Below are 15,129 nucleotides of genomic sequence, written 5' to 3'. Positions count from 1 at the left end.
GGCCCGCACGCCGGGCGCCTACGGTCCCAGGATCTCCCCGAGGTCGTAGCGCACCGGCTCCTCCAGCTGGGCGTATGTGCAGCTCTCCGGCGTCCGGTCGGGGCGCCAGCGGCGGAAGCGGGCCGTGTGCCGGAAGCGGGCACCGTTCTCCATGTGGTCGTAGGCCACCTCGGCGACCCGCTCCGGCCTGAGCGGTACCCAGGACAGGTCCTTCTTGCCCGACCAGCGGCTGGGCGCCCCGGGCAGCCGGGCCGTCTCGTGGGCCGCCTCGTCGGACCAGGCCGCCCACGGATGCCCGGCGACCTCGTCCATGCGCAGCGGTTCGAGCTCTTCGACCAGTTCGGCGCGCCTCTTCATGGGAAAGGCGGCGGACACGCCCACATGCTGCAGGCGGCCCCCGTCGTCGTAGAGGCCGAGCAGCAGCGAGCCGACCACGGGTCCGCTCTTGTGCAAGCGGTAGCCGGCCACCACGACGTCGGCGGTGCGCTCGTGCTTGACCTTGAACATCACCCGCTCGTCGGGCCGGTAGCGCAGGGTGAGCGGCTTGGCGATCACCCCGTCCAGTCCGGCCCCCTCGAACCGCTCGAACCATTGCCGCGCCACCTCGATGTCCGTCGTCGCCGGCGCCAGGTGCACGGGCGCGGTCACCCCGCCCAGCGCCTGGACGAGCAGCGCCCGCCGGTCGGTGAGCGGTACGTCCATCAGGGACTCGCCGTCCAGCGCCAGCAGGTCGAAGGCGACGAGGGAGGCCGGGGTCCTCTCGGCCAGCATCCGCACCCGGGAGTCCGCCGGGTGGATGCGCTCGGTGAGGGCGTCGAAGTCGAGCCGCCCCTCCCGGGCGATGACGATCTCGCCGTCCAGCACACAGCGCTCCGGCACCCGCTCCTTCACGGCCGCCACCAGCTCCGGGAAGTACCTGGTGAGCGGCTTGCCCGTACGGCTGCCGAGCTCGACCTCGTCCCCGTCGCGGAACACGATCGCCCGGAACCCGTCCCACTTCGCCTCGTACTGCATGTCCGGCGGGATGCTCGCCACCGACTTGGCGAGCATCGGCTTCACGGGCGGCATCACCGGCAGGTCCATGTTCCGATTCTGCTCGCATACGCCACCGGTCGCCCGGTGTGCGAGGTATGCGCCCCGCGCCTACCGTGGCCGCATGGGCGAAGCGGTGGAACTGGAGGTGGGCGGCCGGACCGTGCGGCTGTCGAGCCCGGACAAGGTGTTCTTCCCGGAGCGCGGTTTCACCAAGCTGGACGTCGCCCGGTACTACGCCGCGGTCGGCCCCGGCATCCTGCGTGCCCTGCGCGACCGCCCCACCACCCTGGAGCGCTATCCGGACGGGGTGAGCGGCGAGTGGTTCTTCCAGAAGCGGGCGCCCAAGGGCATGCCCGACTGGATCCCCACGGCCCACATCACCTTTCCCAGTGGCCGCAGCGCCGACGAGATGTGCCCCACCGAGGAGGCCGCCGTGGTGTGGGCCGCCCAGTACGGCACGCTCACCTTCCACCCCTGGCCCGTGCGCCGCACCGACGTCGACCGCCCGGACGAACTCCGCCTCGACCTCGACCCGCAGCCCGGCACCGACTACGACGACGCCGTCCGCGCCGCCCACGAACTGCGCGCCGTCCTCGACGAGTTCGGCGGCCTGCGCGGCTGGCCCAAGACCTCCGGCGGCCGGGGCCTGCACGTCTTCGTCCCCATCGAACCGCGCTGGACCTTCACCCAGGTGCGGCGCGCCGCGATCGCCGTCGGCCGGGAGATGGAGCGGCGGATGCCGGAGCACGTGACGATCAAGTGGTGGAAGGAGGAACGCGGGCGCCGTATCTTCCTGGACTACAACCAGACGGCCAGGGACCGCACCATCGCCTCCGCCTACTCCGTACGGCCCCACCCGCACGCCCCGGTCTCGGCACCCCTGCGCTGGGAGGAGGTGGCTGCGGCCCGCCCCCGGGACTTCGACCTCGCGACCATGCCCGCCCGGTTCGCCGAACTCGGCGATGTGCACGCCGACATGGACGGCCACGCCTTCTCCCTCGACGCCCTGCTGGAACTCGCCCGCCGCGACGAGCACGACCACGGCCTGGGCGACCTGCCGTACCCGCCCGAGTATCCGAAGATGCCGGGGGAGCCCAAGCGGGTGCAGCCGAGCCGGGCGCGGCGCGAGGAGACCTCCTAGCGCGGGCCGTCCTCGTCCGCCCCGCACTCCTTCCTGACCGCCTGTGCGCCGAACGCGGCGAGGACGCGGCGGCAGTCGTCGAGCAGGGCCACGTCGCCGTGGACGTGGTAGCGCATGTTCCCCGGACCGCCGGTGTTGTCGTGGCGGCGCGGCGAGGCCAGTTCCGCGCGTATCAGCGGCAGGGCGGGCGCGGCAGCCGGACCCAGCCCGGCGAGCCACCGGGCGGTCCCGGGGCGTGTCCCCGGTGCCGCCGTCCACTGGGCGAGCAGGACCGGCAGCACCTCGTCGGTCGCCCCGGTCACCCGCCACAGGGCGATCGCCGCCCGCGCGGGTTCCTCACCGGCCGCGATCAGCTCACGCAGCCGGGGTGCCAGCGGCGCGCCGGACGGGCCGAGCGCCTCGGCCAGCCGCAGTGCGGCGGACCGCTCGACCCACCGCCCGGACATCAGGGCGTCACCGGCGGCCGTCAGCGCGGCCTCGGCGGCCCCGGCGTCCCGGGTCAGCGCCCACAGGGCCTCGGCAACGTGGACGCGGTCCTCGTCGGGCACGGTGCCGCTCTCCCACAACTCCCGTGCGCGCGGTGCCGCTTCGGCGCCGCGGCGGCCGTAGGCGGTGAGCCCCCGCAGCACCTGGAGGCGTGTGCGGCGGTCGTCCGTGCCGCCGAGCATCGCCGCGAGCAGCGGCACCGACCCGGGGTGGGCGAGCGCGCCCAGGCCCTGGACGAGGCGGTCCCGGGCCTCGCCGGGCACCTGGTGGCCGAGCGCGGCGAGTCTGTCGTGCAGCACCGGGCCCAGCGGGGCCGCCGCCTCGGCGCCGAGCGCCCCGATCCATCTCACCAGGTTCTCGGGGACCTCGATCGTCTCCAGGACGGAGGTGAGCGCGGGCACGACCCGCTCGTCGCCCTGCAGCGTCAGCACCTCGAACGCCAAGCCGACCGCCGTGTCCCGCCAGGCCGTGCCGGTCTCCGGCTCCCGGTCCTCCCAGCTCTCGATGTACGCCACCAGGCCCTCGGCCGCGCAGTGCGCGACCGGTGCGAGGTAACGGAGTTCGCGCAGGACCGACTTGTGCAGCCGCACATCGTCCTCGGCCAGCAGCCGGGCGAGCGCCAGCACCGGCTCGTCGTCCGGGGCCCGCCACCCCGTCAGCAGCCGCCCGGCCATCCCGACGGCCTGGGCCCGCTGCACCCGGTCGGGGCTGCGCAACTGGGCGACGAGCAGCGGCAGGCGTACGTCGACCCGGTCGCGCAGCTGCCGGTGCAGCTCGGTGAGGAGCTCGTCCGCGTCGTCGACGCCCAGACTCCGGCGGTGCTCGGCGTGCAGCTCGCGCACGTGCGAGATCAGGGTGTCCGTGCGCGGCCGGTCCGGCTCGGCCGGGGGCGGCCCCAACTCCTTGGCCTCGCGGGCCAGACGCATCACCTCCAGGGCGATCTCCACGGCGTCGTCCGGCAGACGGCCGGGCGCGCAGCGCGCCAGCTGGATCAGCGCGGTCAGCCGCAGTTCGGGATCGGGCGTGCCGGACACGACATCCCGCAGGGCGCGGCCCGCCTCCGCGCCGAGGACGTCGGCGTGCCGGACGGCCAGCGTGCCCAGGGCACGGACCAGCGACCGGGCGGCCTGCGGATCGGGTTCGGCGGGCAGCCGCTCGCCGAGGGCGCCGAACACCCGCACCGGATCGGGATGCAGCTGCGCCAGCGCGCCCGGCAGCGCCGCACGCACCCCCGGGTCCGGGTCGTCCAGCAGGTCCAGGAAGACACCGGCGCGGGCCCGGACCATCGCGTGGGCCTCGCGGTGGTGCCGCGACCAGTCCTCGTCGTCGTCCCCGTACTCGTCGAAGGCGTCCGCCGGGTCGCCGTCGTCGTCCTCGTCCTCGTCGTCCGGCCGTCCCGCGATGCTGCACAGCAGTCCGACGACGGCGCCCCGGTCGGCGAGCGCCGAGGTGGTGACCAGCTCGAACAGAAACGGTATGCACGCCACGGTGCTGTCGTAGACGTCACCCTGGTGGTGCACCGCGCCGTACATCCCGTCCAGCGCGATCTCCCGCCGCTCCGGATCGTCCGACGCCAGCCCCCACAGCAGGTCCGGAACGTCCGTCGCCGAGTCGGTGTACGCATGCCCGAGCGACGCCCAGTCGATCTCGTCGATCCCCGTGAACACCCCTGCTTCCCCCTTGCCCTGGCGTGCGGTCCGCCACTGATCACAGCATGCCGCACGCCACTGACAACGGGCCCCGACGACGGGTCGGAGCACGGACTCAGGCGAGGTCCAGGACGGTCCACTCCTCGTACGGCTCCTCCTGGACGTGGAGACGGGCGCCCCGGCAGACCACCCGGCACCGCCCGAGCATCGCCCCGTCGGGGCGGGCCAGGTGCCCTTCCGACACCGCCTCGACCGCCGTCTCCGTGAGGCGGCAGTCGACGATCCGGTCGCGGTCGTCGCCGTACCCGCCGAAGAACACCACCCGGTCTCCGTGCACCGCGAGGCCGTCCGCGCCCTCCACCGGGTTCCGCCGCACCCGGACCACTCCTTCGCCGCTTATCTCCAGGAGCGGGAAGTCGTCGTACGGGCAGGCCCAGGCGGCCCGTCCGGTCACGTTCAGGGCGTAGCAGTCGTCGATCGGGCCCGCTCCGGGCACCGGCTCGTACTGCCACAGCGGTTCACCGGTGCTGCTCCAGCGGCGCAGACCCGGACGGCCCAACTCGTCGGCGAACACGCCTTCGTCGAAGTGGGCGACCCACAGATCGCCCGCCTCGTCGGCCAGCAGATGTTCGATGCCGTCACCCACCTCGAACGACCACGACGGCCGGCCCAACGCGTCGAAGACCTGCACATGGTCGTCGTCGTCGCGCCTGCGCATGTCCGCGACGACGAAGCCGCCGTCCGGCAGGGCGTCGAGCGCGGGGAAGCGCGGCAGCACGGCGCTCAGCTGCGTCTCGTGCGAACGGCCGTCGTCGACGGTGACCACCACGGCGTCGTAGGGGTCGGCAAGCGGGCGGCCGGGCCGTCCGGCGAACAGCCAGTGGGCGCGGCCGAAGGCGTCGACGGTGCTGTGCAGAACCTCGCGGCCCCGGTACGCGCGCGGGAGACGGGCGTACGGGGTCAGGCGGTCAGGCGTCATGGGCCCTTCTCGTGGTCATGCGGCGATCATCGGCCCGCCCGGACCGGGTGCGCAACCGGTTTTCCCGGCGCCGAGAGCGCTCTCATCAGGGACTCGCGGCGGGGCTATCCTGATCCGCACCCCCCGGTGAGGAGCCCCGAAGTGACCGAGACAGCGCCGCGTCCCACACTGGAGGCCGTGGCCGCGCGGGCCGGGGTGTCACGGGCCACGGTGTCGCGGGTGGTCAACGGCGGGGACGGGGTCAGGGAGACCCTCGTCGAGCGGGTCCGGCTGGCCGTCGAGGAACTCGGTTACGTCCCCAACCAGGCGGCGCGCAGCCTGGTGACGAAACGGCACGACGCCGTCGCCGTCGTCATCGCCGAACCGGAGACCCGGGTCTTCGCCGACCCCTTCTTCGGGCTGCAACTGCGCGGCATCAGCAAGGAGCTGACAGCGCACGACAACCAGCTGGTGCTGCTGCTCACGGAGGGCAGGGACGACCACGCGCGCGTGGCCCGCTACCTCGCCGGCGGCCATGTCGACGGCGCGCTCGTCTTCTCCCTGCACCTGGACGACCCGCTGCCCGGGCTGATCCAGAAGGCCGGCGTGCCCACGGTGTTCGGGGGCCGGCCCGGGTGGAGCGACGGCACGGGCGGCGCGGTGGTGTACGTCGACAGCGACAACCGGGGCGGGGCCCGTACCGCCGTACGGCATCTCGTCGGCCTCGGCCGCGCACGGATCGCGCACATCACCGGCCCCCTCGACCAGACGTCCGCGGCCGACCGGCTCGACGGCTACCGGGACGTCATGGGCGACGCCGATCCCCGGCTGGTCGTGGAGAGCGACTTCACCCCGGCCGGCGGCGAGCGGGCGATGCGCGAACTGCTCGACCGCTGCCCGGACGTGGACGCCGTCTTCGCCGCCAACGACCTCGCCGCCTCCGGTGCCCTGCGCGTGCTGCGCGAGCGGGGGCGGCAGGTGCCCGAGGACGTGGCGGTGATCGGCTTCGACGACATGCTGCCCGTCGCCGAACAGACCGACCCGCCGCTGACGACGGTCCGTCAGGACATCGAGGAGATGGGCCGGCTGATGGCCCGCCTGCTGCTGAACGGCCTTGAGGGCCGCAACCGCGACGAGACGACCGCGGACCGGGCACCGGCCGGCGTGGTCCTGCCGACGACACTGGTCCGGCGCGCCTCCGCGTAGGACCGTCCGGCCGATCACCTGGGGAAAGCAGCGGCACCCTCCTGGGCCGCGGGCGGAGGAGGGCGCGTGGCGCCTCAGGCCGACGGCGCCACGCTCTTGATCACCGCGAAGCGGGCGCCGTAGGGGTCGGTGAGCTTGGCGAGGCGGCCGACGCCCTCCACGTCCGTGGCGGGCACGCTGACCGTGCCGCCCAGTTCCCGCGCCCTGGCGACCACGGCGTCGGTGTCCTCGACCTCGAAGTAGGGCAGCCAGTGCGGTCCGGCCTCCGCCTCGGCGGGGGCGGAGGCGAGCGGGACGACGCCGCCGAACATCGCGTCCTCCCCCGCACCGGCCGGATTGACGCAGGTGTAGGTGCCGCCGGGGAACGGCACGGCGGAGGTCTCCAGACCCAGCACCTGGTGGTAGAACGCGGCGGCGGCGGCCTCGTCCGGTGTGTACAGCTCGACCCAGCACAGCGACCCGGGTTCGCCCGCGACGTCCACGCCCTTGGTCTGCCCGGGCTGCCAGATGCCGAACGGCACGCCTGCATTGTCGGCGAGGACGGCCATGTGTCCCTGCCCCATCACGTCCGTCGGCTGGAACAGCACGCGGCCGTGCGCCTGCTCGGCGGCCTTGGCGGTGGCCTGGGCGTCCGCGCTCTGGAAGTACACGGTCCAGGACGGCGGGCCCTGCTCGGGCGTGGTCTGCATACCGCCGGCGACGGTTTTGCCGTCCAGCTGGAAGAAGCCGTACCCCCCGGCCTCGGGGCCCGCCGACTCGAACCGCCAGCCGAAGAGACCGCCGTAGAAGGAGACGGCGCCGTCGATGTCGGGCGAGCCGACGTCGAGCCAGTTGGGGGCGCCGTCGACGAAACGGGTGGTGAGCATGTCCGCCCTCCTCGCAAGGGTCCCGTGGTCTACTGCCGAGTCTGGCACCGCCCACTGACAATCGCTGCCCGGACACCGCCGCCCGCCGGACCGGCCCAGCCGTCACCCTGAGTGACTTTGTAGGTTCTCCCAGTCTCGTCGTGGCCGGGCGCGCCGCCGTGCGCCGCGTTGACCCGGCGTTGATCGAACGTTTTTCGCCGTCCGGAACGATCCTGGCCATGCACATCGAAACGATCACCCCGGCCGACTCCACTTGGCAGACGCAGGCGCTGTGCGCGCAGACCGGGGCGGACTTCTTCTTCCCGGAGCCGGGCAGCTCGGTGCGTGAGGCGAAGCGCATCTGCGGTATGTGCGAGATGCGCTCCGCCTGCCTGGAGTACGCGCTCGACAACGACGAGCGCTTCGGCGTGTGGGGTGGCCTGTCGGAGAAGGAGCGGCTGGAACTCCGGCGCACCTCCTCCTGATCCTCCTGATCGTCCTGATCTCTGGTCCGCGGGGGTGGGGTGCGGGGTTAGGATCCGGGGGCGCATCCGGACGTAGCGCAGAGGCAGGCGCACGCCTTGCTCAGGCGGATACGCCGGTTCGAATCCGGTCGTCCGGGTGCGTTCGCGGGGCCCTGTAGAGCAGAGGCAGACTCGCCGCCTTCTCAGGGCGGATACGCCGGTTCGAATCCGGCCGGGGCCACGGCACGGCGGACACGGGGCGGGGCGGATGGGCGAGACGGTCACCGAGGCGGAACTGGCGGCCTTCCACGAGGTCGTGGGCAAACTGCGGGCGCTGCCCGTCGACGACCCGGTGCGGCTGAGAGCCGAGCAGGTCGCCGCCTCCTTCGCCCGGGACGGACGGCTGCGCCGGCGCAAGACGCGCGGTGCGGCGGTCTCGGCGGCCGACGCCGCGGCCATGGCCGCCACCGCGACCGGCGCCCCGGACCGCCGGGAGGACGCGCCGCTGGCCGTGCCCGGCACGGGCGGCGTCTTCCACAAGCCGCGCACCTGCTACGTCTGCAAGTCGCCCTATCGACAAGTGGACTCCTTCTACCACCGGCTGTGCCCCGCGTGCGCCGCTGACCACACGGCCCGCCGCGCCCTGAGCACCGACCTGGCCGGGCGCCGGGCGCTGCTCACCGGCGGCCGGGTGAAGATCGGCTTCCAGCTGGCGCTGATGATGCTCAGGGACGGCGCCGAGGTCCTCGTCACCTCGCGCTTCCCGCACGACACCGTGCGCCGCTTCCGGGCCGCACCGGGCAGCGAGAAGTGGCGGGACCGGCTGACCGTACTCGCCGTCGACCTGCGCGACCCGCGCCAGGTGCTGGGCCTGTGCGAGGAGTTGCGGCGGGAGGGCAGGCCGCTGGACATCCTCGTCAACAACGCCGCCCAGACCGTACGGCGCCCGCCCGAGTCGTACGCGCTGCTGACCGCCGGGGAGTACGACGCGCTGCCCGAGGGCGCTCGGCAGGCGCCCGGGTTCACCCCGATGCGGATGCTGGCGGGCTCGGCCGCCGCCCTGCCCGCCGTGCTGCGCGAGGCCGACGAGGCGGGGCTGCTGCCCGATCCGTCCCCGGAGAACTCCTGGTCGGCCCGGCTCGGCGCGCTCGACGCGGCCGAGGTCCTGGAGACCCAGCTGGTCAACGCCCTCGCCCCGGCCCTGCTGTGCGACCGGCTGCTGCCGCTGCTGCTCGCCTCGCCGCACCCGCGCCGCTACGTGGTCAACGTGACGGCGGTCGAGGGCCGGTTCGCGGTCCGCAACAAGATGGCGGGCCATCCGCACACCAACATGGCCAAGGCCGCCCTCAACATGCTCACCCGCACCAGCGCCGCCGAACTCGCCGAGCGGGGTGTGCACATGTGCGCCGTCGACACCGGCTGGATCACCGACGAGAACCCGGCCCCGAAGAAGGCCCGCATGGCGGGCGCCGGGTTCCGCACCCCGCTGGACGTGGTGGACGGCGCCGCACGGGTGTACGACCCGATCGTGCGCGGCGAGGCGGGCGACCCGGTGTCCGGGGTGTTCCTGAAGGACTACCGGGAGGCGGCGTGGTGAGCGGGGAACCCCACCGGGAGGAATCCGGGTTCGCGGGTGTGCCGCACGTCGTCCCGCGCCCGCCCGCCGATCTCGCCCCGCTGCTGGCGTGGCTGCGGGCCGGGCGCCCGGCGGGCGAGCGCCTGGACTTCGCGGCCGGTACGGCGCTGCCGGACGGGAGGCTCGACCTGTGCAAGCAGGGGGTCGGCGCCGAGGGTGCCGCGCTGATCGCCGACGCCCTCGCGCAAGGGGCGTCCCCGGTACGGCATCTGCTGCTCGGCACGGACGGGCTCGGTGACGACGGAGCCGCCGCCGTGGCCGGGACCGGCGCGGACGTGGAGACGCTGTACCTCGGCTGCAACGGCATCACCGCGGGCGGCGCCTGCCGGATCGCCGACCAGCTGCGCGCCTCCCCGCAGGTGGTCACCGGCGTGTGGCTCAAGCGGAACCCGCTGGGCAGCGGCGGCGGCCGGGCGGCGGCCGACCTGGTCGAGTCCGCGCGGGCGTTGCGCACCCTGGACCTCGTACAGACCGGACTCGACCCGGCGGGCGCCGCCGTCCTGGCCGACGCGCTGCTCGCCGCCGCCGCGGGCGGACGCCGCGTCGAGCGGCTCTTCGCGGGCGGCAACCCGCTGGGGGAGGAGGGTGCGCGGGCGCTGGCCGCCGTGATCGCGGGCGGAGCGGTCGACGAACTGTACGTGTCCGCCGCCCGGTTGGGGGACGCGGGCGCGCTCCGCCTCGCCGAGGCCCTGGACGCGGCGCCCTACGGCCGGCTCGCCCGGCTGTCGGTGGCCAGCAACGGCATCGGCCCGCGCGCCGCCGCCCGCCTGGTCACGGCCGCGGCCACGGCCGGTGTCACCCTGCTCGATCTCGGCCGGGTCAGGGCGGCGGCCGTCCTCGGCGCGTCCGACAACCGGCTCGACCTGACGGCCGCCGACACCATCGCCCGCGCCCTCGCGGCCGGCGAGCACCGGCTGGCCCACCTGGTCCTCACCCACACCGGCCTGCGCAGCCGCGAGGCGCACCGTCTCCTCGACACCGCGCCCACCGCCGCCACGCCCACCCGCTTCCGCCTCGGCAGCGGTGTCGCCGCCAGCGTCAAACGCCGCCTGGACGCCCTCAGCGCCCATGTCCCCGCGCCCGCGGTCCCGGCCGACGTGGCCGCCGTACGCAGCGTGCACCGCACTTCGCCGCCTCCCGGGCCCTGACCTCGGGCGCGCTGTGCTCAGCCGCGCCGCATCCCGGTGAACACCTCCATCCAGAACCGCTGCTGCCGCTCCGACGCCCCCACCAGATACGTGGCCCGCAGCTTGGCCGGGAGGTGGGCCACCAGGCGGGTCACCACCGCCCGGTGCTTGCGCAGCTGGGACAGCTCCGCGTTGGCGAGGATCTGGTGGACCACGTCACTGTCGTTCCCGCCCTCGTCGGACTGTTCGGCCGCCCGGCGCAGCCGGGCCTCCCACGCGCCCGCGTCCCGGGCGAGCTCACCGAGGCCCGTGACCGGGCGGCCCCGCAGACGCTCGGTCAGCGCCGTGAGCGGCACGGGCGCGTACTCCCCGTCGCCGAGGTAGACGGTGCCCATCTCCAGCGGCAGCCCCCGCCGGTGCAGCTTGATCAGCCGCTCCAGGGTGCGCTTGGTGATCCAGGCGCGGCCGTCGTCGTCGATGTCGTGCTTCCACCACTCCAGGACGGTCTCGGCGTCCGCGCCGTACCGGGCGAGCAGCCACTCGTTGGCCGGGATGTCCTCCGGTTCCACGGTGAGCGAGGCGGTGAACCGGGTGGCCTGGGCGATGTTGTTCCGCGACACCAGCAGCTTGCGGCCCAGGTGGTAGGGCGGGTTCTGCACGGCTATCTGCGCCCGCAGGTTCTCGATCCGGCGTCCGGCCAGCGACCACTCCTGGGTGATCTCCATGAGCTTGGCGAACGCCGCCTTGTCCTTGGGCCGGTTGTACTCGTCCCAGACGACCGCCTTCGGCTCGGGCCCGGTGAACGGCGCGGCCAGCAGGTTGTCCAGCGTGCCGTCCGGCGACGGGACCGGCGCGCACAGGTCCTCGACGTTCGTCACCGGCAGCGAGAAGTACAGCGGATCCCGGCCCAGGTCCTCGCGCAGCGTCTCGCGCACCACCTCCGTCTTGCCGCAGCCCGGCGGTCCCTGCAGCAGCACCGTCCACCGATTGCGCAGCGCGGCCCGCACCACCTGCCGGACCGGGTCGGGGACCGTCGCCGGGTTGGGCACGCCCAGCGCCCCGGCGATCCGGTCGAGGATCTCGGCCGTACGGTCCTGGCCCGGCCGCCCGTCCGGGCGCGGCTCCGCCAGCCGCAGCCGCTCGCCGCCGACCAGGGGCAGGCCCCAGCGCAGCGGGAAGCCCTCCCGGGCGTTCGCCAGGACGTGGTCGAGGGTGCGCGGGGAGAGCAGTTCGCGCAGGGCGGGGGAGAGCGACGCCCACAGGGAGAACACCGGGCGCAGGTCCCACGGGCGGTACCGGGCCGCCAGGTGGCGCCGCCAGGAGGTGTCGTCGGCCGTGATCCGCAGCGTGACCATGCGGTCGAGCAGGGCGAGGTCGCCGCGCCGGGCCGACGTCTCGGACAGCGACTCGTTGTCGGTCAGGAACACGCCGACGCAGCCCAGGGCGCGCAGATCGTGCTCGCCGAGCGTCCAGTCGCAGGCGATCTGCATCAGCTGCGACTGGATCGTGTCGCCCGCCTGCAGCGAGTCGTCGATGAGCAGCACGAACGGCCGGCCCGGCTTCAGCCGGCTCATCACGAGCTGGCGCAGGACCAGTTCGCCGGTGCGGCCGTCGCGTACGGGGGCGTTGACGAGCAGGTCGTCCGGTGTCAGGTTCGCGGCCGGCACGTACACCAGTGCCGTGTCCGGGTACGCGCGGGCGAGGTGGGAGAAGAACGTCGACGTCTTCCCGATGCCGTGCTCGCCGAAGACCTGGCCGGTCTGGCCCATGTCGATCATCGCGTCGATGAACGACTCGAGGCGGGAGGCCGCCGACTGCCCTGTGCCCGACCGCTGTGTGCCCGGCTGCTGTGGGTCCGTGGTGTCCGTGGTCATCTACCGTGATCCTGTGGTGACGCGATGGCAGTCCATCGCCGGGGTGTGCGTCTCGGGCCACTCGCTGCCGCCCTCGGTGATCAGCCAGATCCATTTCTCCGGCTCCTCGGGCGTGATCGGCGGTGCGTAGCCGTCGGTGAGGACGACGACGGCGTCCGGGGTCTCCTCGAAGCGGCGGCCGTTCACCTCCGTACGGCCCTCCACGTAGTCGGCGACCGCCTGGAAGCTGGTGCCGCCGCCCCCGTACACCCGCTCGCCCGGTGTGAACGGCATGACGACGGCGTCGAAGGACAGCCAGTGCGCCTCCACCGCGTCGATCCGGCCGACGAGTTCGGTCAGCCACCGGATCACGTGGTCCGGCATGGAGCCCGAGGTGTCGTAGGCGACGACCAGCACTTTGTGGCGCACCGGGCCGCGCCGCGACAGCGTCGGGTCCTGGCCGAGGGCCATGAGCAGGGCGCCCCGCTTCTTGGGGTACACCAGCCGCTCGCCGTCGCGCAGTTTCGAGCCCAGGACGTCGGCCAGCCAGCGCTGCCACCAGTCGACGGTACGCGTGCGCGTGGTCTCGCCGCGCAGCTTGCCCGCGCCCAGGTTTCCCCAGATCCGGCCGGCCCGCGCCGAGCCGTCCTCGGTACGGCCCATCAGGTCCAGCAGCTCCCGCTCCGCGCCCGCGTGCCCGCGCCGGGCCGCGAGGAGGGAGTTGAGCAGCGCCGAGGAGGTCACCGCGTCGACGGTCTCCTGGTCGGCTGGCACCCCGTCCTCCGTCAGGTGCACGCACAGCCGGGGCTCGGGGACCGGTGGGTGCCGCATCCGCTTCAGCTCGCCGTACACCCGCATGTCCGTGTCGGTGAACTCCTCGTACGTCACCGGTTCCAGGCCGTGCGTCGTCAGGTCGTCGACATAGGCGTCGTACACCGTGCGGGGGTCGATGCCCGTGGGCCGGCCGTCCAGCAGCGGCAGCCGCGCACGGCCGAGCCGGACCAGGGCCACATGGTTGATGGCCACCTCGGCCGCCAGCGTGAACACCGGGTCATCGCGCAGGCCGGGGCCGGCGAACAGATGCCGGTGCACCAGGTGCCGCGCCTCGTGGAACAGCACGAACTTGACCCCGTCCAGGCCGAGGCCGACGAAGAAGTCCGGGTTGTACAGCAGCAGACAGGAGCCGTCGCCGGAAGCGACCACGGCCGCCGTGTCCACCGCGGTCGTCGGGATCTGGTGGTGGCACTTCGCGTACAGCCAGGACGCCACCGCCGACTCGGTCAGCCCGAAGTCCAGCAGCGCGGCCTCCTTCAGCCGCCGCGCCTTCTCGACGACCGCCCCGTCCGCCGGGCGGTACCGCTCCAGCGCCCTGCGGTCGGCCAGGTCGACCACCGGGGGGCGTCGTCGCCCCCGCTCCCCGTACGCCATCCCACGCCCCCCCGTGCCGTGCCTCCCCCAGTGCCTCATTGGTACCAGGCCCCACTGACAACCGGCCAAGGCATTACGCTTTGCCCTCAAGGGCGGGGTCGTAGCGCAGAGGCAGGCGCACCGGTCTCCAAAACCAGAACACGCTGGTTCGAATCCAGCCGCCCCGCCCCCTTCCCGGCAGCCGTACGGCTCAGGCGATCGCGCCCGCCGTCATCACCAGCTCTCGGGTGGTCCCGTGGAACGTCTCGATCAGCTGGGCCAGCACCGCCCAGGCCTCCTCGCGGTCGCCCAAGTGGTCGCGGACGAGCGGGCGCAGGGCGTTCTCGGCCTCGCGGATCCGTGTCGGGAACAGCAGGTGACCCATCGCCAGCACCTCCAGCACGCGTACGGCGGGGCCGTGGGCCGTCGCGTAGTCGGCCGGGCCGTCGAGCACGCCCGCCCGCCGCACCCGGTGGGTGAACTTGGGGTGCGAGCCGAACTGCGCACGCAGCGCGGGCGGGCAGTCCGGACGGACGGACAACGCCCAGCGCGCGTAACCGGGCAGCGGACGCTCCCCGTCCGCCTCCACCACCGTCTCCCAGTCGGCACGCGTCAGCACCATGGACGCGGCACCGCGCCCGGCGCTCATGGAGTCGGCCGTGCGCAGGGCGCCGACGAGGCCGTGGCGGACGTAGTTCTCCGGCACCTCGGGTTCCTGGCCGCTCAGGGCGCCGTCCACCGGCACGGGCTCGGTGCGCCCGGGCCCGAAGGGCACGCCCCGGGCGACGGCCCTGCGCAGGCCCGCGTCGGTGCCGATGGCCCACCACACGAGGGCGTTGAGCTCGGGGTCGTCCTGCTCCAGGATCCACAGCGCCACGGAGGCCGGCAGCTCGCCCGCCCACAGCCACGGCCGCAGCGTCCGGAGCCGGGTCATGGCCGGGTCCTCGGGCTCGGGCAGGCCGATCCGCGCCCGGACCCGCCCGGCGGTCTCCTCCTCGGCCAGGCCCAGCAGAAACCCCACCGCCTGTTTCGCCCTGGTGTTGTCACGCATGGCGGCATGATGCCGCAGCCCTCCGACAAGCCGCACCGGCAAATCGGCACCACCTGCCGAGCCCCTGTGCCGTCTTGCCCGCGGCAGCGTGTGCCGGCCCTGGCGGCAGGTGCGCGCGGTCGGGCGCCCGGTGGGGCTGGGCCGCCGTGCGGCTGATGGTCCGTGTCTTGCCCGGCCGGGGGCGCGGCCTATTCGTCGTTCAGTCCTCGGTCCGCACCGGGGTGGGTGTCGCACGGCCTGCGGGTGGCTCGTGGCTGCTGGACGCGTGTGC

Annotated in this window: 12 protein-coding genes and 3 tRNA genes; 8 read left to right on the top strand and 7 right to left on the bottom strand. The window is 73.9% G+C overall.

Annotation, left to right across the window (positions count from 1 at the left end; genetic code table 11):
• Positions 1-18: 18 nt before the first annotated feature.
• Positions 19-1,083, bottom strand: a complete 1,065-nt coding sequence (locus ACZ7L0_RS01500; RefSeq protein ID WP_471240339.1) for an ATP-dependent DNA ligase — start codon at positions 1,081-1,083, stop codon at positions 19-21.
• Between the two features lie 73 nt (positions 1,084-1,156).
• On the opposite strand from ACZ7L0_RS01500, the gene ligD reads away from it, so the two are divergent.
• Positions 1,157-2,176: a non-homologous end-joining DNA ligase gene (ligD, locus tag ACZ7L0_RS01495; RefSeq protein ID WP_471240338.1), complete on the top strand. Its 1,020-nt coding sequence runs from the start codon at positions 1,157-1,159 to the stop codon at positions 2,174-2,176.
• Here the strand turns inward: ligD and ACZ7L0_RS01490 are convergent.
• A complete protein-coding gene (locus ACZ7L0_RS01490) occupies positions 2,173-4,329 on the bottom strand; it encodes a HEAT repeat domain-containing protein (protein ID WP_471240337.1) in 2,157 nt (718 codons plus the stop codon). The two genes, ligD and ACZ7L0_RS01490, sit on opposite strands and share 4 nt — an antisense overlap.
• A 97-nt stretch (positions 4,330-4,426) precedes the next feature.
• On the bottom strand, positions 4,427-5,290 hold the full coding sequence (locus ACZ7L0_RS01485) for a hypothetical protein (RefSeq protein ID WP_471240336.1): 864 nt from the start codon (positions 5,288-5,290) through the stop codon (positions 4,427-4,429).
• A 141-nt stretch (positions 5,291-5,431) separates the two neighbouring features.
• On the opposite strand from ACZ7L0_RS01485, the gene ACZ7L0_RS01480 reads away from it, so the two are divergent.
• Positions 5,432-6,475, top strand: coding sequence for a LacI family DNA-binding transcriptional regulator (locus ACZ7L0_RS01480; RefSeq protein WP_471240335.1), 1,044 nt, complete (start codon positions 5,432-5,434; stop codon positions 6,473-6,475).
• A 74-nt stretch (positions 6,476-6,549) separates the two neighbouring features.
• Here the strand turns inward: ACZ7L0_RS01480 and ACZ7L0_RS01475 are convergent, their stop codons facing one another.
• Positions 6,550-7,341, bottom strand: a complete 792-nt coding sequence (locus tag ACZ7L0_RS01475) for a VOC family protein (RefSeq protein ID WP_471240334.1) — start codon at positions 7,339-7,341, stop codon at positions 6,550-6,552.
• Between the two features lie 218 nt (positions 7,342-7,559).
• Between ACZ7L0_RS01475 and ACZ7L0_RS01470 the strand changes: the two genes are divergently transcribed.
• From ACZ7L0_RS01470 to ACZ7L0_RS01450, 5 genes are all read left to right on the top strand, one after another.
• Positions 7,560-7,805 (top strand): WhiB family transcriptional regulator, encoded by a 246-nt coding sequence (locus ACZ7L0_RS01470; RefSeq protein WP_471240333.1) that lies wholly within the window; start codon positions 7,560-7,562, stop codon positions 7,803-7,805.
• 66 nt (positions 7,806-7,871) lie between these two features.
• Positions 7,872-7,942, top strand: a tRNA-Ser gene (locus ACZ7L0_RS01465).
• 11 nt (positions 7,943-7,953) lie between these two features.
• Positions 7,954-8,025: transfer RNA gene (locus ACZ7L0_RS01460), tRNA-Glu, on the top strand.
• A gap of 27 nt (positions 8,026-8,052) precedes the next feature.
• Entirely contained in the window at positions 8,053-9,381 is a 1,329-nt protein-coding gene (locus ACZ7L0_RS01455; protein ID WP_471240332.1) for an SDR family NAD(P)-dependent oxidoreductase, read from the top strand.
• A complete protein-coding gene (locus ACZ7L0_RS01450) occupies positions 9,378-10,568 on the top strand; it encodes a leucine-rich repeat domain-containing protein (RefSeq protein ID WP_471240331.1) in 1,191 nt (396 codons plus the stop codon). Before ACZ7L0_RS01455 ends, ACZ7L0_RS01450 begins: the two co-directional genes overlap by 4 nt.
• Before the next feature lie 17 nt (positions 10,569-10,585).
• On the opposite strand, the gene ACZ7L0_RS01445 is transcribed toward ACZ7L0_RS01450, so the two are convergent.
• Together ACZ7L0_RS01445 and ACZ7L0_RS01440 are read right to left on the bottom strand one after the other, a co-directional pair.
• Positions 10,586-12,421 (bottom strand): P-loop NTPase family protein, encoded by a 1,836-nt coding sequence (locus ACZ7L0_RS01445; RefSeq protein WP_471240330.1) that lies wholly within the window; start codon positions 12,419-12,421, stop codon positions 10,586-10,588.
• Entirely contained in the window at positions 12,422-13,828 is a 1,407-nt protein-coding gene (locus ACZ7L0_RS01440; protein ID WP_471240329.1) for a vWA domain-containing protein, read from the bottom strand.
• A gap of 92 nt (positions 13,829-13,920) precedes the next feature.
• On the opposite strand from ACZ7L0_RS01440, the gene ACZ7L0_RS01435 reads away from it, so the two are divergent.
• Positions 13,921-13,996 (top strand) — tRNA-Trp (locus ACZ7L0_RS01435).
• Between the two features lie 22 nt (positions 13,997-14,018).
• Here ACZ7L0_RS01435 and ACZ7L0_RS01430 read toward each other — a convergent pair.
• Positions 14,019-14,858 carry a hypothetical protein gene (locus tag ACZ7L0_RS01430; protein ID WP_471240328.1) on the bottom strand — a complete coding sequence of 280 codons (840 nt, stop codon included), beginning with the start codon at positions 14,856-14,858 and terminating at the stop codon, positions 14,019-14,021.
• Positions 14,859-15,129: the final 271 nt, after the last annotated feature.

This window comes from Streptomyces sp. NPDC039424 (genome assembly GCF_055639495.1).
The sequence above is the reverse complement of the archived record's forward strand: the minus strand, read 5'-3'. Positions and strand labels throughout refer to the sequence as shown.